We start from the raw sequence: 21,261 nt of genomic DNA, 5'->3' as shown, positions 1-21,261 counted from the left end.
CGCCTTCTCGGCCGGTGACGTGGCGGGCGTGCCCGACGTGACCATCCGGTGAACCGCTCCAGCGCGGCCCGGTCCTCGCGAAGCCGCGCCGGAGAGTCGCGACGCTTGGCGAAGGGGCAGTACGGGCAGTCGTAGTCGCAACTGGCCAGCGGCCCTCGATACAGAATCGACAGATGGCCGTCCGGCTCCCTCACGTCACCACTCCAGGCATCCCGCACCGCTCACCGCTCCTCCCATGGCCACCAGCGGGTCAGCGCTCCTCGTAGCGCGCCATGAGCTCGCGGACGCGGGGGGAGAACAGGGCGGGGCCGATCGCGTCCGAGTGCGCGAGGCCCTCGGCGGTGAGCCGCGACACGCCGCCTGGCGGGCCGGCGCCGGGGATGCTCTCCAGCCAGCCCCTGCTCGCGAGCTCGCCGAACTCGGCCGCGAAGTCGGAATGCGCGTCGGTGCCGAACCTCTGCCGGTAGTCGTCGCCGTCGAGTCCGCCGGCCTGCAGCAGTGACTGGACCAGGTGCCGGCGGCGACGCTCGTCGTCGTCGAGCCGGAACCCGACGTTGGTGACCGTGAACTCCTCGCCCGGAAGGCTCACATAGTCGTCGATGATCGCCCGGACGTGACCGGCGCCGACCGCGTACTCGAAGGAATAGTGCAGCTCACCGGTGTAGGAGCGGGCACCGCAGCCCAGCCCGACCATGCCGTCGGACTGGCAGCGGTAACGCGCCGCCCCGCCCTGCGGCACGGTCGTCGTCGCGTCGACCGGCTCCCCGGACCCGGGCAGGCGGAACATGCGCATCGAGACCTGCTCATAGCCGGCCGCCAGCAGGTGGTCCCGGCCTTCGCGGTAGAGGGTCAGACGGTGGTCGTCCCAGTCGCGGGCCCGGCGGCCGAGGCCGGTGAGCGGACGTACGTACAGCGGGTAGAGGTAGATCTCCTCCGGCCGCCAGGCCAGAGCGGCGTCCAGGGAGTACCGCCAGGACCGCGTGGTCTGGCCGTCGATCCCGTAGATCAGGTCGATGTTGAGCGCGGGGAAGCCCACCTCGCGGATCCGGCCGAGCGCCGCCTCCACCTCCGAGCGCTTCTGCGGCCGTACGGCGGCGCGGGCCTCGGCGTCGACGAAGCTCTGCACGCCGATCGACAGCCGGGTGGTCCCGCGCTCGGCCAGCACCCGCAGCCGGTCGGTCGTGGCCGTCGCGGGCGAGGTCTCGACCGACAGCGGGACCACGCGCGGGCCGGCGCCCATCGTGCGCTCGGCGATGTCGAACAGCCGGGTCAGCTCGCCCGGCGTGAGATAGGTCGGGGTGCCGCCGCCGATCGCACCGGCCGCGAACCCCGGCTCGGTCAGGGCGTCGCGTGCGGCCCTCGCCTGGCGTTCGAGCGCGTCGAGGTAGGCGGCGACGAGCTCCTCGGGCGCGCCCGTACGGGTGAACAGGTTGCAGAACCCGCAGCGCATCTCGCAGAAGGGGATGTGCAGGTAGAGAAAGAGCTGATCCGTCGGCTCCGCCGCCCAGACCTCGCGCAACGACGGCCGTGGTTCGAGCGGGCGATAGGCAGTCTTGTGCGGATAGGCATAGACATACCCCTGATAGGGGCTCTCGGATCCCTGCTCGGCCCCCTGAGAGGGCCGGCCCGGCGCGGCAGGCGCGTTCACTTTCACGTCCACTCCCCTACTTCCATGAGGAACTCCCCGTAGGGGACGGTCCACACGACCTCGTGGCCGATCCGATGGCCGACATATCCGCCTTCTCCGTATGCCGTGCCGTGGTCGGAACAGACGATCGCGAAACACGGCCGCCGCTCGGTCATGAGGGCGAACAGCCGCCCGATGTGCCGATCGACGTACTCCAGCGCGGCGGCGTGGCTCTCCCGGCTGTCGCCGTCCTCCCGCGTCCCGTCCGGAAGGAAGAACCAGTTGGGCTGGTGGAGCGCCGACACGTTGACGAACAGGAACACCGGCCCCCCGTCCCCGGCCGGGGTGGCGGACCGGGCCCGGAGGACGGTCTCGGCCCGTTCGATCTGCGCTTCGAAGGACGTCGGCGAGGTGACCCCGAACCCGGGCTCCCAGTGGCTCTCGGCGAACATCCCCGGAAGGGCCGAGCCGAGCTCGGTGAGCTTGGAGAAGAAGCCGACCCCGCCGACGCAGACGGTGTGGTAGCCCGCCTTCTCCAGCCCGCTCGGCAGGTCGGGGGCGTCGAACACCCAGGTCCCCCCGGCCGTGGTCTCGCTTCCGGGGAACCTCGCCGCGAACGGACGCGGATGCGGGCCGGGCTCGACCGGAGTCGGGAGGAACCCGGCGAGGATCGCGGCATGCGCCGCGTAGGTGAAGCTCCCCGGGCTGTGGCGGCGCTCCCACCGGCCGCCGGGCAGCGCTCTGGCGAGGTTCGGCAGGCGGCCCTCCTCGGCGAGCCGGGCCGCCACGTCGTAGCGCAGTGTGTCGAGCGTGACGAGCAGGATGTCGTGCCCGCCCACGATCGCGTTCATGTCGCGCACGCCGGCGCTCCTTCGGCCCGCGAGCGGTCGCGCCCGGAGGAGGCGGGACCCATGGCGAGGGCGCTTCCGGTGAGCACCGCCTCGACCTCGGCCTCATAGGTGGAAAGGCCTTCTGCCCCGCTGCCGGGCAGGCCCGTCAGCCCGGGAAGGAGATCGCCGAACGCGTTGACCTCGGCCACCGCGAACCTCTTCCAGCCCACGCCGAGCAGCAGGTCGACGCCGACCGCCAGGCTGCCGGGGAAGCAGGCCGCCGCCTGCGCGCACACCTCCATCGCGCGATCCCACCGGCGCGGCCCGAGCGCCTCACGCACCACGCCCAGATCGCCCCGCACCCCGCCGAGGTGCAGGTTGGTCATCGGGGTGCGGCTGGCGCGCACGACGACGTGGGTCGGCACCCCCGCCACGACGACCACCCTCAGATCGATCACCCGCCCGCCGGCCGACGCCTTCGGGAACCACCGCTCGACGTGCAGGCCGTCGGGGGCGAGCGCGTCGATGATCGCCGCGACGTCGCTGTCGCCCTCGTAGGTGCGCACGCGGAGGGAATTGCGCAGAGCGGAACGCGCGCCGGCCGGGACGCCCATGGGGTCGGGGACGGCCGACGTCGTGGCCCTGACCCGGCCGCCGGCCGCGTGCAGCGCCACCACGCCCGACGCCGAGGAACCGTGCGCGGGCTTGACGAACACGCGCGCCCAGCCCGCCGCCTCCATGCGGTCGCGGAGCTCGCCGTAGGAGCGGACCGGGCCCGGCAGGGCGGGCGGCACCGGCACGCCCACCGCCGACAGCCGCGCGTGGCAGCTCCGCTTGTCGAACATCACCGCGATCTCGCCGAGGTCGCCGAGCACCACGGCTCCCGGAGCCCGCGCGACAGCCCGGCGTACCCGGTCGAGGGCCCAGAGGAACGTGGCGTACCAGGCGGCGCCGCCGCCCGCCCGAGCCGGATCACCCGGCCCTCGCAGCAGGGCGTCTGCCTCGGGGTCCTCACCGGGAGAGTCGACGCGGACGAGGGTGCCCGGCTCCAGGCGGACCTCATCGCCGGAGAGCACGGACGTCCAGGGCAGGACGGCCGGATCGGGCAGCCCGCGTCCTCGCGCGGCCTCGCCGAACATCGTCACCCGCCGGTCACCCGGCGTGCCCACGACGGTGAAGGCGACGGTCATTCGGCGACCGCGACATAGCGCCACTCTTCCTCCGGCTCCTTCTGCTCCGAGAGGTCGACGTCGACTCCCGGCAGAGCCTTCGCGACCCGCTGGACCATGTCGTCACCGAGAAAGTGGTGATGCAGGTCGAGCCTGCGCAGGTGGGTGAGCGGCTGACCGCTGAGCAGGGCCTCGGCTCCCGCGTCGGTGAGCACTCCCATGGCCAGGCTGAGCGAGGACAGGCGGGCGACGACGGGCGCGGAGGCCACCGCCTCGGCCAGCTGGTCCTGGATCTCCGTGTCCTGCAGGCCCAGGTGCCTGAGGGAGGGCAGCCGCTCGCCGGACAGGATGGGCGCCAGGTCGGCCACGGTGGTGTCGCCGCCGTACTCATCGATGCCGAGCCACATCTCAAGGCATTCGAGGGCGGGGAGCTCGCTGTCGCCAACGGCGCGGACCACGCGCGCGGGGAGGCCGCCGGACTCGAAACGCAGGATTCTCAGAGCGTCGTGGCGCACCGGGCTGAGCTTCAGCTCGTCGCCACCGCGGACCTCCAGCCTCTCAAGCCGGGGAAAGGCGCGCAGGAGCGGGGTGACGTCACCCTGCTTGATCCACGAGATCTCGCACTCGTCGGACGTGATCGCGCCGAGGAAGATCGAGCGCAGCGCCGGAAACCGGTCGGCGTTGTCGGCCAGCAGACCGATCGGCAGATCGGCGCGGACATCCCACGGGCTGTCCCAGGATCCGATCACGATCGCCGTGACCTCGGTGGAGTCCACGGCGTCCATGAAGCGGGCGAACTGCCGCTCGAACGTCTCATCGGAGTCGTAGTCGTCGTCGATCCCGAGCCGCCAGGCCGCCTCCCCGGCACCCGGCAGCGCGCCGCCGTCGTCGTCCTCGGGCGCCGGGGTGACGGGCAGGCCGGCGTACACACCAGCGCGAAGGCCGCCGACCTCGTCGGTGAACTCGGCGTAGTCCATGCGGGTCTCCAGTAGCAGGGGGTTGGTAGGGCGAGATCTTCCTACCAGAGGGCACCGACAGACCGGGACCGTGGGTTCTGAGCGTGTCGCGCGTCCAGCATTATGGACAGCATGGACAAAGGCGGCATCCGCGTGAGCTCCCCCGGCGGACGGTGGATCCTGTTCACCACCGTGCTCGGGTCGGGGATGGCCTTCCTTGACAGCACGGTCGTCAACGTGGCGCTGCCGAAGCTGGGCGAGGACCTCGGTGCCTCGATGTCCGGGCTCCAGTGGACGGTGAACGCCTACACCCTCACGCTGGCGGGGCTGATCCTGCTCGGCGGCTCCCTCGGCGACCGGTACGGCCGGCGCAAGATCTTCGTCATCGGTGTCGCCTGGTTCGCCGTCGCCTCGGCCCTGTGCGGGCTCGCCCCCGGCATCCAGACGCTGATCGTCGCCCGCGCGCTGCAGGGGATCGGCGGGGCGCTCCTCACGCCGGGGTCGCTCGCGATCATCCAGTCGTCCTTCGCCCGCGAGGACCGTCCCCGTGCCGTCGGCGTCTGGTCCGGCCTCGGCGGCGTGGCCGGCGCGATCGGCCCCCTGCTCGGCGGCTGGCTCGTGGAGACGGCGGGCTGGCGGTGGGTCTTCCTGATCAACCTGCCCATCGCGGCCCTGGTGGTCGCCACGGCCGTACGGCACGTTCCCGAGACCCGCGACGAGACGACCACCGGGCGGTTCGACGTGCTGGGCGCGGCGCTCGCCGCCTTCGCGCTGGCCGGGCTGACCTACGGGCTCATCGAGCGCGGCTCAGCGGTCCCGCTGGTCGCCGCGGTCGCGGGCGTCGCGCTCGGAGTGGCGTTCGTGGTGCTGGAGGCGCGCCGCTCGCGGATCGGCCCGGTGTCCCCGCTGGTCCCGGTCCGCGTGTTCGCCTCACGGGAGTTCACCGCCGTCAACATCGTTACGTTGATCATGTACGCGGCGATGGGCGTGGTCTTCTTCCTGCTCGTCGTGGAGCTCCAGGTCGCCGCGGGCTTCTCCCCCGTCGCGGCCGGATGCTCGATGCTCCCGGTCATGCTGCTCATGCTGCTGCTGTCGCCCCGCGCGGGCGACCTCGGCCGGCGGATCGGGCCACGCCTGCCGATGACCGCCGGCATCCTCATGTGCGCGGGCGGCCTGCTGCTGATGAGCAGGGTCGGGCCCGGCTCGTCGTACCTGCTCGACGTGCTCCCCGCGGTGACGCTCTTCGGGGTCGGGCTCTCCGCCGCGGTCGCCCCGCTCACCGCGACGGTGCTGGCCACCGCCGAGGAGCGCTACGCGGGGGTCGCCAGCGGCGTCAACAACGCGGTCGCGCGGACGGGGAGCCTGCTCGCCGTCGCCGCCATCCCCCCGCTCGTCGGCCTCACCGACGCGGCCTACACCTCGCCGGTCGCCTTCACCTCGGGTTTCCGCGCGGCCATGCTGGTCAGCGCCGCCATGATGGCCTGCGCCGCGGTCCTGACCTTCGTCACGATCAGGACCAACGCGCTCCGCGAGCCCGAGCGCAGGGCGGCCTGCGAGCTGGGAGCCCCGCCGCTGGAGCCCACCGAGCCCGGCGGCGAGACCGGCACCGGCACGCCGGGAGCCCACCCCACGTCAAGGCCGGGCTAGCCGCGGCAGGCGCCGATTCCCGGTCAGCGGCGCCAAGGAGCCGCCGCCAGGACCGCGCGGAAATCGGCCACAGATCTGAATTGGTTTCAATGTGCTTCTTGGGGAGGCCCGGGATAATAGCCGCATGCGTGTGCTCAGGTGGATTATCGCCTTGCTCACCGTCGCTGCCATCGCCGCGGCGATCTCTGTCGCACTGGTCGCCGGTGGAGGGCCGTCGAACCGGGATGGCTGGGAGGCGGCATCCTGGATAGCGGGGATAATCGCGGCGTTCGCCATAGCCGCGGGTCTATTGGCATGGGCGGCGCGTTTCCGTCCCTCTCCCCGGACCACCGAATCCACTCCGGCTCAGGTGGACGACGCACAAGAGGCACTGGCGCGCTGGGTATTGGCCCAGTGGAGGAGAGAGGCGGAGATCCGGCAGCTGGACGAGCCCGGATCCGTGGCGGTGCGCTGGCGCCTGACAAGGCCGGGCGTGACGAACAGCGCCCCCGGCGTGAAGGAAGCGCGCCCCAGGCTCCTGGGCAGCAGCGATCACATCCCGGAATTGGCGAACGCGCTTCGCCGGCACGCTCGGCGAGGCCGCCTGGTCATATTGGGCGAGGCGGGAATGGGCAAGACGAGTCTCGCGATACTGCTGCTGCGTGAAATGCTCACCGACCCCGAACAAGGCGCGGCGGTACCGGTGTTGTTCTCCCTCTCGGGTTGGGATTCAAGCCGAGAGTACTTCCGTCCATGGCTGGTCCGGCGGCTGGAGGAGGACTATCCCAACCTGCTCGCCGGCGACTACGGCCCCAACGCCGCACAGGCACTGGTGGATCAACGCAAGATCCTGCCCGTGCTGGACGGACTCGACGAGTTGTCCTCCGCTCTGCGCCTGCTCGTCATCGAGCATCTCAACGACGTCGTGGCACATCCGCTGATCCTCACCTGCCGCAGCGCCGAGTACAAGCAGATTCTGACCGGCGAGGGGGGAGGAGAACTCGCCGCCGCGGCCGTCATAGAAGCCGAGGCGCTGACTCCGAAGGACTCCGCCGACTATATCCGGGCATGCCTTCTGTCCCATGGCCGGTCGCCGGGGGAAGAACCGTGGAAGGATTTTCTCAGGCACCTGGTCGCCGATCCAGGAAGTCCTGTCACCACCGCGCTGTCCACGCCGCTGACACTGTGGCTGCTACGTCACGTGTACATAAGGACCCGGACCGATCCGAGCCCTCTGCTCGAAACCGGCGGCTTTCCGACCGTCGACAGCATCATCACCCGATTGTTCGACGGCATCATCGACGCCGTCGTCACTCCCGGCCACGCCGGCACGGCTTCGACCGCGTTCACCGGCAATGGTGGCGACCCGCGATCGTTCCGTGCCTCACGCCAGTGGTACGTGGACCACGCGCAACGATGTCTCGGGCACTTCGCTTACACGCTGAGGGCCAATGACACCTCTGATCTGGCCTGGTGGGAGTTGCACGCCAGCCCGGTCCTGAAGGAGCACACGCCGAGGACCGCGTTCGGGCTCGTGGCCGGGTTGACGTTCGCACTCGCCGTCGCGTCCGTGGTCACGCCGGCGGGCGGGCTGTCCGGTGAGTCGTCCGCGGTCGGGATCGTGGTCGGCCTCATCGGCGGGCTCACGGCGGGGGTCGCGCTCACGGTGGGGATCGCGGGCGGGCTCTCAGGACGGCTCGCGTTCGGGCTCGCGGGAACGCTCGGGTTCGGGTACGGGGCCGGCCTGGCGTTCGGGGTTTCGTTCGGAAGACACGGCGGGCTCATGACCGGCCTCTTCGGCGGGACCGTGGGCGGGCTCATCGGTGGAATTTCGGGCGGCGTCGTCTTCGGGCTGGCAGGGGGACGTGGCAGTGTCGTCGACGTCGCTCCGGTCTACGCGGACCTCCGCCTCACCCGCGGCCGTTTCCGGCTGCTGCTCGTCCAGATCAGGAAGCAGGCGCGCTGGATGCTCCTGGTCGGACTCACGGGCGGGCTCATCGCCGGCCCCTCCGTCAGCTTCGTGAGCGGGCCTGCGGGCGGGCTCCTCACCGGCCTCGTGATCGAGACGCGCTGCTCTTCGGGCGAGCTCAGCTTGTTGGCGGCCACGATGACGGCCATTCCCCTGATGGGGGTGACCAGCCGTCCGCCCGGCCTCAACGCCTGTATCCAACTCGGCGGTATCCGCGGCACGGAGACCATCGACAGGATTCGATCGTAGGAACCGGGCAGCACACCGGTCGCGTCACGGGTCAGAACCGTCGGATGCAATCCGAGCAGGCCGAGGCGTTCGGCCGCGACCTCGGTCAGATAGGGGTCGACATCGATACTCGTGATCCGGTCACAGCCGAATCGGTGGGACAGCAGTGCCGCGCTGTATCCGGAGCCGGTGGCGACGTCCAGAATATCGGCTCCCTCGTAGAGACAGCTGTGCCGGAGCATGCGCACCACGAGGCTCGGCGGGGTCGATGACGAGGTGGGGAGTCCGGTGGGCCGGTCGCCCGGCTGCGCCCGGTCCGCGTGCAACCCCGAGACCGAGGTGATCATCGACCTGTCGCGGTAGATCGTTCGAAGCCACCTGTCCTCATCCCCTGGGCCCTCACGAAGAGCCCAGCCCTCCGGCCCGCCTTCGAACCAGCGGGGGACGAGCACATGCCTGGGAACCATGGCGATCGATTCGCGCCACCGTGATCCCGGGTCTGTCACATGCTCGGCCAGTGTCCGGGCGTGAGATCTCCAGTTCGTCATCGGATACCGCCCGAAGGGCTGAATCCATGGCGTGGATTCGGATGCGGAGGATCATCGCATTTCGCATACCGGCCGATCAAAGCCGACGCTTTCGAGCATCGGCCTGCCAAGGTCCGTGATTCGGAAAGTGGGGGTGGTAGTGCCATGAGACCGTCCTTCGCCTGATGGCCGCGGTCTTCGCTCTCGGATGCCTCACATCGGCCTCGGGATGAGCCGTCCGGTGGTAAGCGATCCGGAAGTGAGCCTTTGAATCGTGGGAATACCGAGGAAGCTAACAGGACGGAAGCGGTGGATCCCCATAATTCGACGGGATCTCAAAACGATTCCCTCTGAGGTAGGGAAGGTCGGTGCCGCCGTATCCCGCAGGGGACGGAACCGGACCCGCGCACCGGCCGGGCCGGAGCCGCCAGGCCACCCTGGCCTTCCCCGTGACCCGACGACCGGACATCTGCCACGGATCAGAGGTTCTGGTGTACGTTGGCCTCAGATTCCGTCATGAAGACGGAAGTACACAATGCTTTCTGAGGTAGTGGCGATGATCGACCGTGCTCATCTGGCCGGCCTGCTCGACCGCGAGCGCCGCGCGTTCCGTGACCGCAACCCCCGCTCCGCGTCCGCGTACGAGCAGGCACGAGCTCACCTGTTCGGCGGCGTGCCGATGACGTGGATGAACAAGACCGCCGCCGGATTCCCCCTCTACCTGGCGGAGGCCCGGGGCGCCCGGGTCACCGACGTGGACGGCCACGAGTACGTCGACCTCTGCCTCGGCGACACCGGCGCCATGGCGGGGCACTCACCGCAGGCCACCGTGGACGCGGTCGCCGAGCGCTTCGCCGCGCGGGGCGGCGCGACCGTGATGATGCCCACCGAGGATGCGTCCTGGGTCGGGGCCGAGCTGGCCCGGCGCTTCGGCGTGCCGTACTGGAGCTTCTCGCTGACCGCCACCGACGCCAACCGCTGGGCCATCCGCCTGGCGCGGGCGCTGACCGGGCGGCCCAAGATCCTGGTCAACAGCTACTGCTACCACGGCAGCGTCGACGAGGTCCTCCTGGTGGTCGGCCCGGACGGCGAGCAGGTCTCCCGCGAGGGCAACGTCGGCGCCCCCGTCGACCCGACCATCACCTCCCGGGTCGTGGAGTTCAACGACCTGCCGTCCCTGGAGCGCGAGCTGGAGTACGGCGACGTCGCCGCCGTCCTGATGGAGCCTGCCCTCACCAACATCGGCATCGTCCTGCCCGAACCCGGCTACCTCGACGGGGTGCGGGAGCTGACCCGGCGGTACGGCGCGCTGCTCGTCAACGACGAGACGCACACGTTCTCGGCCGGTCCGGGCGGGTGCACGCGGGCGTGGGGGCTCGAACCCGACATCGTGACGATCGGCAAGGCCATCGGCGGCGGCATCCCGAGCGGCGGGTACGGGCTGTCCGCCGAGGTGGCGACCCGCCTCGAAGCGATGAGCGGCCTCGACCTGGTCGACATGGGCGGGGTCGGCGGCACCCTCGCCGGCAACGCGCTGTCGGTCGCGGCCATGCGCGCCACGCTCGAACACGTCCTGACCGACGACGCGTTCACCGGCATGACGGAGCTGGCCACCCGCTTCACCAAGGGCGTCCAGGCGGTCATCGACGAGCACGCGCTGCCCTGGTCGGTCACCCAGCTCGGGGCGAGGGCGGAGTACCGCTTCAGCAACCCGGCGCCGCGCGACGGCGGGGAGTCCAACGCGGCCGGCGACCCCGACCTGGACGACTACCTGCACGTCTACCTGGCCAACCGGGGCGTGCTGCTCACCCCGTTCCACAACATGGCGCTGATGTGCCCGGCCACCACCGAGGCCGACGTCGACCGCCACCACGAGGTGTTCGCGGCGGCCGTCGCCGAGCTGGCCGGATGAGCCGGGCGGCCGACGGACAGGGAAGGCACGTCACGCCCGCCGGCCCCGGGCGCGATCGATGGGACGTGGGCCGGTGAGCCTCGACGAGATCGATCGCGTCCTGCTGCACGAGCTGCAACGGGACGGCCGCATCTCCTACGCCGCGCTGGCCGAGGTCACCGGGCTCTCGGCCCCCGCCGTACGCCAGCGGGTGCAGCGGCTGCGGGACGAGAACGTCGTCCAGGTCGTGGGGGTCACCGACCCGATGGCGCTCGGGTTGCCCGTCATGGCGCTGATCGGTGTGCGCGTCGACAGCGACGTGCACACCGTCGCCGACCGCATCAGCGAGCTGACCGGCGTGATCTACGTCGTGCTCACCTCCGGCTCGTTCGACCTGTTCGTGGAGGTCGTGTGCAAGGAGCCCGCCGAGCTCCTCGCCATCCTCAACGACCACATCAAGCGCGTCCCCGGCGTCACCCGGGCCGAGTCGTTCACCTACTTCGGCATCCACACCCACCGCTTCGCCTGGCCCGGCACCTGAGGGCCGGCGCGACGGCGGGGGTGTGCGGGGGCCGCTTCTGAAGGGCGTACGCGAACCGGCCGGGTGAGCAGGTGAAACTTTCAGCTCGCGGCACCCGCTGACCAGCGCTTCCGCCGCCGGCGGGCCGCGCGGCCCTGGACCGGCCTTCCCGCGGGGCAGCACCATCGCCCCGAAGGAGGCGCCACGCCATGCCCCGAACCCGGAACCGGATCACCCTGCTCACCACGGCCCTGCTGGTCACGGCCGGTACGGCCACCGGCACCGCCCGAGCCGCCGCGCTGAGCCTTTCCGTCGACCTCACAGCACCGACGCATCCGATCAGCCTGACGTGCCCCTGATCGGCTGGGCGCCCAAGGAACGGGCCAGGGCGTGCGGGTTCAGCGTGGCGAAGTACGGTCCGCAGCAGTCGACCGACCCCTGGGCCCCGGACTGCGGCAACGGCGTCAGGCCCGACGGCAGCAAGATCACCGGGAACGACCCGCACGACACCAGCGTGGAGATCGGCCCCGAGTACGTCACCGGCTGGCTGGACCACCTCCGCGCCCGGTACGGCGACGCCGCCCACGGCGGCGTGCGCTTCTACAACCTCGACAACGAGCCGGACATCTGGTTCGCACGCTGTGGGACCGCACGTACACCGACGAGAGCTGGATCAACCAGCCGGTGTACCTCATCCCCCGGATGAAGGACATGATCGCCCGGAACTACCCGGGGACCAAGGTCGCCCTCACCGAGTACAGCTTCGGCGCGATCGAACTGAGCCGGCCGCCCGCCACCGACAACGTCGCCGTCACCGGGTACGAGGTCGGGCAGCGGAGCGCGGCGGGAACCACCGAGTTCGCGACGACCGCGACCACGCTCACCGTCACCGGCCTGTCACCCGGCCGGAGCTACACCTTCTGGGTACGTGCCCGGGACGGCGCGGGAAACCTCAGCCCGAAGTCCCGCACGGTCTCGGTCACCACACCCCGTCGCTAGCCGGCGTCACCGCCTGATCAGCAGCGCGATCTGGTACGAGCCGATGCCGATGCCGAACAGGACCAGGTAAGGGGTGTCGATGAGGTCCGCCACGGTGCCGAGGGTCACCGCGGCGGACGCGATGGTGAGGTTGCCGTAACGGCTCAGCGTGTCGTGGTAACGGGCGGGATGCAGGCGCTCCTTCCAGTGGTCGATGAGGACGTCGGAGGCCTGGTGGCCGATCACCGTGACGTCCGACGCGGCGATCCCGTGGCGGTCGAGCAGCCTCCCGATCAGCTCCGGCGGCCCGTCCATCCCGGACGTGCGGAAGGCGTCCACGCCCGAGGCGGGCTCGATCCGGTAGGTGGTCCTGGCCGTGCCATCGGCCTCCGGGCGGCTCGCCATCGTCATCGCGCCGTACTCGGCGCTGTGCGTGTCGGAGATCCAGTCGACCAGCACCATGTTCGGCGACGGGCCGAGGACGGCCGCGCCGGCGCCGTCGCCGATCGTCCCCGCGTGCGGGTTCCGCGCGTCGACGTGGCGGCTCCAGTTCGAGCCCACGGCCACGAGCGCGCGGGTGAGACGCCCGGCGCGCATGGCCTCCCAGGCGAGGGCGAGCGCCAGGACGAAGGTGCCGAACTCGCAGTTGAGCGGCACCACGAGCGCGTGGCGCCCGAGCCCGAGGTCGCGGTGGACGCGGAACAACCCGTTGGGACTCACGAACTCCGGAACCGTGACGTACCCGTACAGCCCGTCGACCTGGCCGGGCGACACGCCCGCGCTCGACAGGGCCCGGCGGCACGCCGACACGGTCAGGTCCTCGATGTCCTCCCCCGGCCCGAGGATCCGGCGTGTGCGGGCGCCGGTGAAGAGCTCGCTCTCGGCCGTGGGCACGGACACGGTGGACCCCGCCTCCACGGCGGCCTCCGGCAGGGCCGATCCCAGCCCGGCGAGGCCGATCCCGGCGTGCGTTTCCCCGGTCATCGCGCGTCCCCCGCGATCATGGTGAACCTCTCGCCGTACGGAGGGCTCACCCGGTGATCGGTCTTGACGACGATGACCTGCGGGCGTGACCGCGTGGCCGTCGCGGTCCTGGCCTCGCGCATCGCCTCGCGGAACCCCTCGACGTCCTCGACCGGGAAGGCGTCGGCGCCGAGCGCGCGGGAGAACCGCACGAGGTCGACGGGCCCGAGGCCGTAGTAGTCGTCGTCCAGCGGGATCACGCCCTTGCTCTGCACGTACTCGCCGTGGTTGACCATGCCGAGGTAGCCGTCGTCGAGCACGACGAAGACGGCGCCGGCCTGGTTCTTCGCCGCGGTCCTCACCTCGTTGCCGTTCATCAGGAACGAGCCGTCGCCGAGGAGGGCCACGGCCGTACGGCCCGGGGCGCCGATCCGGCCGCCGACGGCCGCGCCGCACGACCAGCCCATCGAGGACAGTCCGCACGGGTAGAAGATGCGCGTGGGCGGGTCCACCAACAGGTGGTGCGTGGCCCACGCGGTGCAGTTGCCGATGTCGATGTAGAGGTCGTCCTCGCCGGTGATCAGGTCGTTGAGGGCGAGCATCACGTCCGCGGGCGACACGCCGTGCCCGCCGGCGGCGGGCACCGGTTCGGGCGCCGGGCGAGGGGAAAGCACCAGGGGGGCCGGCCTCGCCGCGTCCAGGCGGGGCAGCTCACGGTGGAGGGCCCGAAGGAACGACCCGGCGTCGGCGAGGATGTGGTCGCCGCCCTTCAGGAACTGGCCGAAGACCGCGGGGTCGAGGTCGACGTGGAAGTACGTCGAGGCGGCGGTGAAGGCCCGGTCCCAGCTCCGGGTCGCCCACTCCCCGAGCCTGCTGCCGATGACCAGCAGGGTGTCGACGCCCTCGGCCGCGTAGCTCATCGCCCGCTCGACGCCCGCCATCCCGAGCACGCCGAGCGAGAGGTCATCGCTCTCGGGGAAGAGGCCCTTGCCGCGAAGGCTGGTCGCGACGGGCACCCCGAGCGTGTGGACGAGCTCATGGAACGCCTCCTGGCCGGACCGCAGCGCCTCCCTCGCACCGCTCCCGAGGAAGATCAGGGGCCGGCGCGCATCCGCGAGCGCCTGGACCGCGTGCCTGGCCACCGCCGGGTCGAGTTCCATCGCGGGGCGCCGCGGGGGGACCACGGCCTTCTCGTCGCCGACCGGCTTTCGCGCGAGGTCGGCGGGGACGGCCAGGTACGCGGCGCAGGGGCGCGGTCCGGTGGCGACGTTGATGGCCTGGGACAGGATGCGCGGGAACGAGCCGGGGTCGCTCAGTCCGGTCGAGTACCCCGTCACGTGCGCGTACATCGCCGGCGTGTTGACGCCGAGATCGCTGCTGTCCTGCAGGGCTCCGAGGCCGAACTGGTCGGTCCGTACCTGGCCTCCCACCACGAGCAGCGGGACCTGGTCGAGGTGGGCGGAGGCGACACCGGTCAGGGCGTTGAGGGTGCCGGGACCCGCGGTCACGAGGCACACTCCCAGCTTGCCCGTGGCCCGCGCGTACCCGTCCGCCATGAAGGCCGCGCCTCCCTCGTGGGAGGCGATGACGAACCTGATCCTCGGGTGTTTCCGTAAGGCCTGGATGAACGCGGAGATATTGCCGCCCGGAATGCCGAACACGGTGTCGACCCCCATGGCGTCCAACTGTTCCAGGAGGAACTCCGCCACGGTCGATCCGCCCTCGACCCCTGCACCTGCACTGCGCACGAACGTGCCTCCTGCCGAACGGACCTGCGTGCCACGTGATGACATGGCAATTGCATGCGCAGCGAGGGGCGCGGGTCGTCATTCGCCAGAATGACAGCGGATCAGTCTGTAAGTGGATGTTGAAGCAACAATGACGGGTAAAGGCCCTCGATCGCCATATGTCGTATATTTCCGGCAGATGTCTGTTGTGTTTACGACGTGCATGTACCGCTTCTACGGGGCATGTCAGCGGCACTGGTGGAACGGCCGTACCAGGCGAAAGACGGCGCTAGGCGAACAGGTCGCGAAGACCGGTCGCCAGGCGTACGTAATCGTCCTCGCGGTTGTAGACCTGGGCCGAGAGCCGAAGGAGTCCGGTGCCGGGCCACGCCCGTACGGCCGCCCGGCAGCCCGTCCTGCGCAAGATCTCCGCCGACAGCGCCTCGGCCCGCGGTTGGGTCTCCCCCATCCCATGGGGCAGCCGCAGGATCCGCATGGAGAGCTCCGGGTCCGACCGCCAGGGCCTCAGCCCGGTCACCTCCGCGACGATCTCCTGCCCGCGCGCGACGAGCGCGGCGTTGCGAGCCCGTACGTCCCCCGCGCCGAGGTCGCCGAGCAGGCGCGGCCCGTACGGCGCGGCCAGCCAGGCGGTGTAGTCGCGGGTGCCCTGGAACTCGGTGCTCCTCGGGAAGCCGTCCCCCTGGTAGAACGAGGGGATCAGCGGCTCGACCCGCTCGCGCCACGCCGGGGCCACGGCCAGCACCCCGGACGGCCTCGGAGCGAACGCCCACTTGTGCAGGTTCCCGGTCCAGAAGTCGGCGCCCAGCTCGCTCAGGTCGAGGTCCAGCATGCCCGGCGCGTGGGCCCCGTCCACGATCGTGACCACTCCGAGTGCGCGGAACCCCTCCACCAGGCGCGCCACCGGCAGCAGGCGGGCGGTAGGCGAGGTGATGTGGTCGAACACGGCCACCTTCGTCCGAGGAGTGACCGCGCCGAGGAAGGCGTCGGCGGCCTCCTCGCCCGACCACTCGCCGTCCTCCTGCCCGGGAAGCGTCACCCTGACCACCTGTGCCCCGGCACGCTCGGCGCTCCGCCGTACGGCGATCTCGACGGCACCGTAGGCATGGTCGCCGATCAGGATCTCGTCACCGGGCGCGATCGGCACGCTGTTCAGCGCGACGGCGACGCCCTCGGTCACGTTGGCGACGAACGCCATGCCGTCGGGCTCGCACCCGAGGAAGGCCGCCACCTCGTTCCTGGCCTTGGCGACACGGTCGAGAACCGTGGCGAAGAAGAGATCGGGGTTGATCTCCACCTCCCGGCGGAGCTCGTCCTGCCGTTCCCTCACGCGGTGGGGCACCGCCCCGAAGGATCCGTGGTTCAGGTGCGTGATCGACGGGTCAAGGCTGAAGTCGTCAATGTCCACAACCGGACACTAACCTGTCCTCCGCCGCCGGAGGCTTCCCGCCTCACAGCCGCCTCGTCCGGGCCCACCGGCGGCACCGCTAGAAGGTGAAGGCCTGGGCGCGGACGCTGTTGTCGAAGTTGGACAGCAGCAGCTCGGGGTCACCGACGGTGCGGATGCCGGGCAGGCGGGTGAACAGCTCACGGTACATGATCTTGATTTCCTGGCGGGCCAGGTTGGCGCCCAGGCAGAAGTGCGGGCCGGGGCCGCCGAAGCCGACATGGGGATTGGGGCTTCGGGTGATGTCGTACCGGTCGGGGTCGTCGAAGACGTCCTCGTCGCGGTTGGCCGAACCGTAGAACAGCACCACCTTGTCGCCGGGCGCGAGCCGCACCCCCCGGATCTCGTACTCCTCGGTGACCGTGCGCCGGAACTGCATGATCGGCGAGACGTGGCGCACGGTCTCCTCGATCGCTCCGCCGATGTGGCCGTCGAAGTCGCCGGTGAGCCGCTCACGCTGGGCGGGGTTGTCGGTGAGCAGCTTGAGCCCGTGGGCCATCGTGTTGCGGGCGGTCTCGTTGCCCGCGACCAGCAGCAGGGTGAAGAACGAGCCGAGCTCGGCCGGCGTCAGCCGCTCGCCGTCGACGTTGGCGTTGACCAGCGCGGAGACCAGGTCGTCGGAGGGGTTCTTCTCCCGCTCGCGGCCCAGCCTGATCACCAGGCGTTGCAGGGCGAGCAGCGCCGCCATGTTGCGGCCCGCCATCGCCACCGTACGCGGGAGGCTCATGCGCACCCCGGTGTACGCGGTGGAGACGTCGACGTGCTGGTGGACCTTGGCCCGGATGTCGTCGGGAACGCCCACCATGTCGCAGATGACGTGGATGGGCAGCCGGGCCGCGACCTGCGCGACGAAGTCACGCGGCCCCTCCTTGACCACGTCGTCGACGATGCGCCCGGCGGCCTTCACGATGTCGTCGTCGAGCTTGCCGAGCATCTTGGGCGAGAACGCGCGGGACACGATCCGGCGGAGGCGGGCGTGGCGGGGGTCGTCGAGGTTGACCATCGAGTCGCCGAACACGTGCTTCACCCAGCCCGGCGGCTCGGGGTTGGTCACCGCGGGTCCGCTGGAGAAGACCTTGGCGTTGCGGCTGGCCTCGACCACGTCCGCGTGCCGCACCAGGGCGTGGAACCCCTTGCCCGAGCGGAGCAGCGGCACCCGGCGCTCAGCGAAGAACACCGGGTGGCCGAGCTTCCTGAGCCGCGCGAAATCGTGGTCGCGCTCCTGGGGCGACCTGCGCCAGAACGCCAGATCCGCCAGGTCGATGCCCGTCTGCGTGGCCGTCGTCACGTTCTCATCCTGGCACGGCCCTCGCCGCCCCCGCCCGTGCTTCGCGACGCTCACCCGAGCCCGCCGCAGCCGTCAGCGGTACGGCTGCCATCGGGTGGTGAGATCGCCCGCCCTGAAGGTCCGCATGCGGTGTTCCCACTGAGGGCGGATGCCGGGGTTGCTGCGGAGGATGGGCAGCACGCTGGTGACCAGCTTCAGCTCCCGAAGACGGCGCAGCACCGGGAACCCGTCCCACTCGATGACGTCCACGCCGTAGTGCTTGGCCAGCATCGCGTGGTCGTCGGTCACGTAGTCGAGACGGAGCCGCCCGACCGCGACGGGGGCGAGGTCCCACTCGCGCGGCCCGATGGTCGTGCCGTCGAAGTCGCACAGCACCGGGCCGCGGGGGCCCGCGATGAGGTTGCCGATGAACGCGTCCCCGTGGATGACACCCTGCGGCAGCGTGAAGCGCAGCCCCGCGAGCTGCTCCTCGACCTCGTCGCACACCCCCAGCAGGAACGCGTGGTCGCCGGGGTCGAGGTCCTCCGGCTCGGCCAGGCGCTGGCGGACCTCCTCCATCGGACGCCAGAGCGGCAGGTCGGCGGGCGGGCCGGGAAGCCGGTGCAGGCGCTTGAGCAGGATGGCGAGATCGGCGCCGTCCGGCCGGATCCCCGTCTCGGGGATGTGCTCCCACAGAGTGATCATCTGCCCGTACAGCTGGATGGGCTGCTCCACCCCCGCGAGGAGCCGCACCGCCGGGAAACCGTGGCCGGCCAGCCACCGGGCGACGCGCACCACGGTCTCCGCCCGCTCGCGTGCGGCGGTGGAGCCGGCGATGCGCACGACCACCGGGGCCGTACGCAGCCGGAACACGGCGTTGTTGGTGAACTTGATCAGCTCGGCCCGCCGGGGATCCAGTCCCGTCTCGGCGCAGACCGCGGCGAGGAGTGAGCGGAGGTTCTCGCGGGTCAGCCCGCCGGATGGATCTACGGTCGTGATGCTCATACGATCTGCAGGCCCTTGATCCGCCGGCATAGCTCACGCGCGCCCGACTCGTGCCGTCGCTCCGCCGCCGCGTCCCTCAGCGGGGCCAGGCGGTCGATGGTCCGCACCGACCTGATCTGGGCCACCAGTGTGACGGCCTCGTTCCCGTTCTCCAGCCCCTCCTCGACCTCGCCCAGCCGGAGCTGAACCGTCGCCAGTCCTATCAACTCGAACACCTTGCTTCGTGCCATGTTCTGATCTCGGTTCCGTACGCTGTTGGAAAGAAGTTCGGCCGCCTTCGGGAGGTGGCCGGGGTGGGTCTGCGCGAGGCTGGCGTGCGTCATGCCGCTCGCCGCCGCGATGTCGGCGTCCCCGAAGAACCGCACCCAGGCCGGCGCCGTGTCGCGGTCGGCCCGGGCGTACTCGTCGCGAGCCCGGCTGATGGACTTCATGGCGAGCCGCTCGTCCCCCAGCAGGGCGTACGCCCAGGCCTCGTTCGCGCACAGCATGGCGACGGTGAGCTCGCAGCTCGCGTCCTGCGCGCAGATCTGGCCGAGCTGGAAGAACCGCAACGCGTCCTCCACGCGGTCGAGGTGCAGGTGGACGCGCCCCATCCGGTAGAGGATGTTGGCCGCCAGCGACGGGTCCTTGGCGTGCTTGGCCTGTTCCAGGGCGCGAGCGAGGTGCCTGCGCGCGGCGCCGTACAGGCCGACGTCGAAGGAGGTCCAGCCGGCCAGGTTGTGCTGGTCGGCGAGCGCGCGGTGGAGCCGGCGCCCGACCTTCTCCGTGCACGTGGCCTGCAGGAGGTGCTGCGACCAGGCGAGCTGGGCCACCACCGCGTCCCGGCAGACGCCGCCGCCGTAGCGGTAGTCGAGCGCGCGGAGCGACTGGGTGACGGTCTCGACCTGCTCGACCTCCGCGTCCCCGATCTTGGCCGGGACGGGCGTGTCGACGCGCGCCAGCGGCTGGCGCCACTCGTCCACCGTCGCCACCGCCGCGCCGATGGTGACCTGGGCGGCGTGGGCCAGCAGCCGGCGGACCTGCTCGTCCTCGTCGGCGTCGTCCTGGAAGCCGGCGAGCGGGCCCGCCATGGCCTGGGACGCGTCGTCGTAGGCCAGCCCCATGTACCCGCGCGGGACGCCGAGGCCGTCGGCGATGCGCACGAGCACGTCGTACGCCATGACCTGGCGCCCGTTGAGGATCTCGGAGATCTCGGACTGGGACTGGCCCGTCAGCGCCGCGATCCTGCGCTGGGACACCCCGACGCGCTGAAGGAGCAGGTACACCGTGGCGATGTCGCGCACGGCGAGGGCCTGGCGCATCTGGGGTCGTTCCCAGATGGCGAAGCTGATCGCCTGCTCGCTCACATGCGTGACGTTCATGCTGACCTTCCGACCGCCAGTCCGCTGACCGCTCAATTAACCCAGGTCCCAGGGGGTCCCCGAGGGAATAACGGTCGCACCTATCACCCGGGCAGATCGGTTTGGCCAATCGCCGGTAGACCTGGGATGGGTATCGGTGGCACGTCTTACCACCCAGCGCAAACTTCCCTCACCCTGGAATTCACACCCCGGGGGGATCACCGCGCGCTTCCTCCGACTGCTCATCGGTCCAGTATCAACAAGGAGTGATCAGCTCATGCGCGCCGAGCAGCCCGTCCCAAAGGAGGCTCTCCACCACACCGGGGTCCTCGCGGCAGATCGCCGGCCCGGCGACGAGCCACGCGTCCCCTGCCAGGACACCTTCCGCGTACTCGTCACGAGGCTGCGGGCGGGCTCCGCCTCACGCGGCGCCCGTGCGGCCGTGCGCGACGCGCTGGCGGGAGCGGGGGTCACCCCGGACGCGATCGGCGACGCCGAGATCATCGTCGCGGAGCTGGCCGCCAACGCGGAGAAGCACGCGTGCGGCCCGTACGAGCTTCGCATCCACTGCCTGAGCGGCATCCCGATGTGGTGCGAGATGGTGGACGGCCGTCAGGAGCTGGGCGAGATCCCGGCCATGCTGGCCTACCTGCACACGGCCGAGGAGGTCGACCTCGGGCCGTTCGCCGAGAGCGGGCGCGGGCTGTTCCTCGCCCACACGCTCTCCGGGGGCCACTGCTACGCCTATCCCACCACGATGTCCGTGGGGGGTACGGCCGGCAAGGCCGTCGCCTTCGCCCTGCCGACCCCTGGGAGCCGATGACCGTCCGGGCTGACGATGCCTGACTATCGCCGGTGAACGCTTCACGACCTGCGGCGTCGTTCACGATGTCCCGTTCAGGTCGCCGACGCGGGAACTTCACGCTGCGGTGGGCCGGATGTCCGGATCGGGGGAGACGATCCGGAGTATGAGTGCCTCGCGCGCGTCCCGCCTGCTCGCCACCGCGACCCTGGTGATCGTCCCCGCCGTCCACGCCTCGCCCGCCCACGCCGCCTCACCCGCCCATGCCGTGGCCGCCGTCGTGCCGTCGCACGCCGCCGTCGTGCCGTCGCACGCCGCCGTCGTGCCGATCGCGAGGTCGGCGCAGCCGTCCCCGTTGAAGTCGCCCCGGA

Annotated in this window: 20 protein-coding genes and 2 pseudogenes; 9 read left to right on the top strand and 13 right to left on the bottom strand. The window is 70.9% G+C overall.

Features of this window, described 5'->3' with window-relative positions; translation table 11 throughout:
- From AB0B89_RS23465 to AB0B89_RS23445, 5 genes and pseudogenes are all read right to left on the bottom strand, one after another.
- Positions 1-194, bottom strand: a pseudogene (locus tag AB0B89_RS23465) (hypothetical protein); the annotation flags it as partial.
- 56 nt (positions 195-250) lie between these two features.
- Complete coding sequence (locus AB0B89_RS23460) at positions 251-1,648, bottom strand: STM4012 family radical SAM protein (protein ID WP_358556553.1); 1,398 nt, start codon at positions 1,646-1,648, stop codon at positions 251-253.
- 2 nt (positions 1,649-1,650) lie between these two features.
- The gene (locus tag AB0B89_RS23455; protein ID WP_358556550.1) at positions 1,651-2,478 is read right to left on the bottom strand and encodes an STM4013/SEN3800 family hydrolase; all 828 of its coding nucleotides are present in this window, start codon (positions 2,476-2,478) and stop codon (positions 1,651-1,653) included.
- Positions 2,475-3,647 carry an STM4014 family protein gene (locus tag AB0B89_RS23450; protein ID WP_358556544.1) on the bottom strand — a complete coding sequence of 391 codons (1,173 nt, stop codon included), beginning with the start codon at positions 3,645-3,647 and terminating at the stop codon, positions 2,475-2,477. The genes AB0B89_RS23455 and AB0B89_RS23450 overlap by 4 nt, the downstream gene beginning before the upstream one ends.
- Complete coding sequence (locus AB0B89_RS23445) at positions 3,644-4,603, bottom strand: STM4015 family protein (protein ID WP_358556541.1); 960 nt, start codon at positions 4,601-4,603, stop codon at positions 3,644-3,646. The genes AB0B89_RS23450 and AB0B89_RS23445 overlap by 4 nt, the downstream gene beginning before the upstream one ends.
- Positions 4,604-4,714: 111 nt before the next feature.
- Between AB0B89_RS23445 and AB0B89_RS23440 the strand changes: the two genes are divergently transcribed.
- On the top strand, positions 4,715-6,229 hold the full coding sequence (locus AB0B89_RS23440; RefSeq protein WP_358556538.1) for an MFS transporter: 1,515 nt from the start codon (positions 4,715-4,717) through the stop codon (positions 6,227-6,229).
- 124 nt (positions 6,230-6,353) lie between these two features.
- Positions 6,354-7,265 (top strand): annotated as a pseudogene (locus tag AB0B89_RS23435) (NACHT domain-containing protein); the annotation flags it as partial.
- An 836-nt stretch (positions 7,266-8,101) separates the two neighbouring features.
- On the opposite strand, the gene AB0B89_RS23430 reads toward AB0B89_RS23435, so the two are convergent.
- Positions 8,102-8,647 (bottom strand): methyltransferase domain-containing protein, encoded by a 546-nt coding sequence (locus AB0B89_RS23430; RefSeq protein ID WP_358556547.1) that lies wholly within the window; start codon positions 8,645-8,647, stop codon positions 8,102-8,104.
- On the opposite strand from AB0B89_RS23430, the gene AB0B89_RS23425 reads away from it, so the two are divergent.
- From AB0B89_RS23425 to AB0B89_RS23400, 6 genes are all read left to right on the top strand, one after another.
- Positions 8,646-8,768 (top strand): hypothetical protein, encoded by a 123-nt coding sequence (locus tag AB0B89_RS23425; protein WP_358556556.1) that lies wholly within the window; start codon positions 8,646-8,648, stop codon positions 8,766-8,768. The two genes, AB0B89_RS23430 and AB0B89_RS23425, sit on opposite strands and share 2 nt — an antisense overlap.
- 699 nt (positions 8,769-9,467) lie before the next feature.
- Positions 9,468-10,844: a transaminase gene (locus tag AB0B89_RS23420; RefSeq protein WP_358556535.1), complete on the top strand. Its 1,377-nt coding sequence runs from the start codon at positions 9,468-9,470 to the stop codon at positions 10,842-10,844.
- 73 nt (positions 10,845-10,917) lie between these two features.
- Positions 10,918-11,364, top strand: a complete 447-nt coding sequence (locus tag AB0B89_RS23415) for an Lrp/AsnC family transcriptional regulator (protein ID WP_358556532.1) — start codon at positions 10,918-10,920, stop codon at positions 11,362-11,364.
- A 188-nt stretch (positions 11,365-11,552) separates the two neighbouring features.
- Positions 11,553-11,702: a hypothetical protein gene (locus tag AB0B89_RS23410; protein ID WP_358556529.1), complete on the top strand. Its 150-nt coding sequence runs from the start codon at positions 11,553-11,555 to the stop codon at positions 11,700-11,702.
- The gene (locus AB0B89_RS23405) at positions 11,693-12,049 is read left to right on the top strand and encodes a glycoside hydrolase family 44 protein (protein ID WP_358556527.1); all 357 of its coding nucleotides are present in this window, start codon (positions 11,693-11,695) and stop codon (positions 12,047-12,049) included. Before AB0B89_RS23410 ends, AB0B89_RS23405 begins: the two co-directional genes overlap by 10 nt.
- On the top strand, positions 12,046-12,342 hold the full coding sequence (locus AB0B89_RS23400) for a fibronectin type III domain-containing protein (protein ID WP_358556524.1): 297 nt from the start codon (positions 12,046-12,048) through the stop codon (positions 12,340-12,342). Before AB0B89_RS23405 ends, AB0B89_RS23400 begins: the two co-directional genes overlap by 4 nt.
- Positions 12,343-12,348: 6 nt before the next feature.
- Here AB0B89_RS23400 and AB0B89_RS23395 read toward each other — a convergent pair whose 3' ends face one another.
- From AB0B89_RS23395 to AB0B89_RS23370, 6 genes are all read right to left on the bottom strand, one after another.
- Positions 12,349-13,305 (bottom strand): hypothetical protein, encoded by a 957-nt coding sequence (locus AB0B89_RS23395; protein WP_358556521.1) that lies wholly within the window; start codon positions 13,303-13,305, stop codon positions 12,349-12,351.
- Positions 13,302-15,032, bottom strand: a complete 1,731-nt coding sequence (locus AB0B89_RS23390; protein ID WP_358556518.1) for a thiamine pyrophosphate-binding protein — start codon at positions 15,030-15,032, stop codon at positions 13,302-13,304. Before AB0B89_RS23390 ends, AB0B89_RS23395 begins: the two co-directional genes overlap by 4 nt.
- Before the next feature lie 268 nt (positions 15,033-15,300).
- Positions 15,301-16,437 carry an aminotransferase class V-fold PLP-dependent enzyme gene (locus AB0B89_RS23385; RefSeq protein ID WP_358556515.1) on the bottom strand — a complete coding sequence of 379 codons (1,137 nt, stop codon included), beginning with the start codon at positions 16,435-16,437 and terminating at the stop codon, positions 15,301-15,303.
- Positions 16,438-16,516: 79 nt separating this feature from the next.
- A complete protein-coding gene (locus AB0B89_RS23380; RefSeq protein ID WP_358556512.1) occupies positions 16,517-17,764 on the bottom strand; it encodes a cytochrome P450 in 1,248 nt (415 codons plus the stop codon).
- A gap of 72 nt (positions 17,765-17,836) precedes the next feature.
- Positions 17,837-18,748: an aminoglycoside phosphotransferase family protein gene (locus AB0B89_RS23375; RefSeq protein WP_358556509.1), complete on the bottom strand. Its 912-nt coding sequence runs from the start codon at positions 18,746-18,748 to the stop codon at positions 17,837-17,839.
- Positions 18,745-20,109: a helix-turn-helix domain-containing protein gene (locus AB0B89_RS23370; protein WP_358556507.1), complete on the bottom strand. Its 1,365-nt coding sequence runs from the start codon at positions 20,107-20,109 to the stop codon at positions 18,745-18,747. Before AB0B89_RS23370 ends, AB0B89_RS23375 begins: the two co-directional genes overlap by 4 nt.
- Before the next feature lie 256 nt (positions 20,110-20,365).
- Here AB0B89_RS23370 and AB0B89_RS23365 point away from each other — a divergent pair, with 256 nt between their 5' ends.
- On the top strand, positions 20,366-20,911 hold the full coding sequence (locus AB0B89_RS23365; protein ID WP_358556504.1) for an ATP-binding protein: 546 nt from the start codon (positions 20,366-20,368) through the stop codon (positions 20,909-20,911).
- Positions 20,912-21,007: 96 nt separating this feature from the next.
- On the opposite strand, the gene AB0B89_RS23360 is transcribed toward AB0B89_RS23365, so the two are convergent.
- The coding region (locus AB0B89_RS23360) for a hypothetical protein (RefSeq protein WP_358556501.1) at positions 21,008-21,261 on the bottom strand (254 nt) is incomplete at its 5' end.

The sequence above is a fragment of the Sphaerisporangium sp. NPDC049002 genome, from assembly GCF_040649355.1.
Classification (GTDB): domain Bacteria; phylum Actinomycetota; class Actinomycetes; order Streptosporangiales; family Streptosporangiaceae; genus Sphaerisporangium.
Note: the sequence above shows the minus strand (reverse complement) of the source record. Positions and strands in the feature narration are given on the sequence as shown.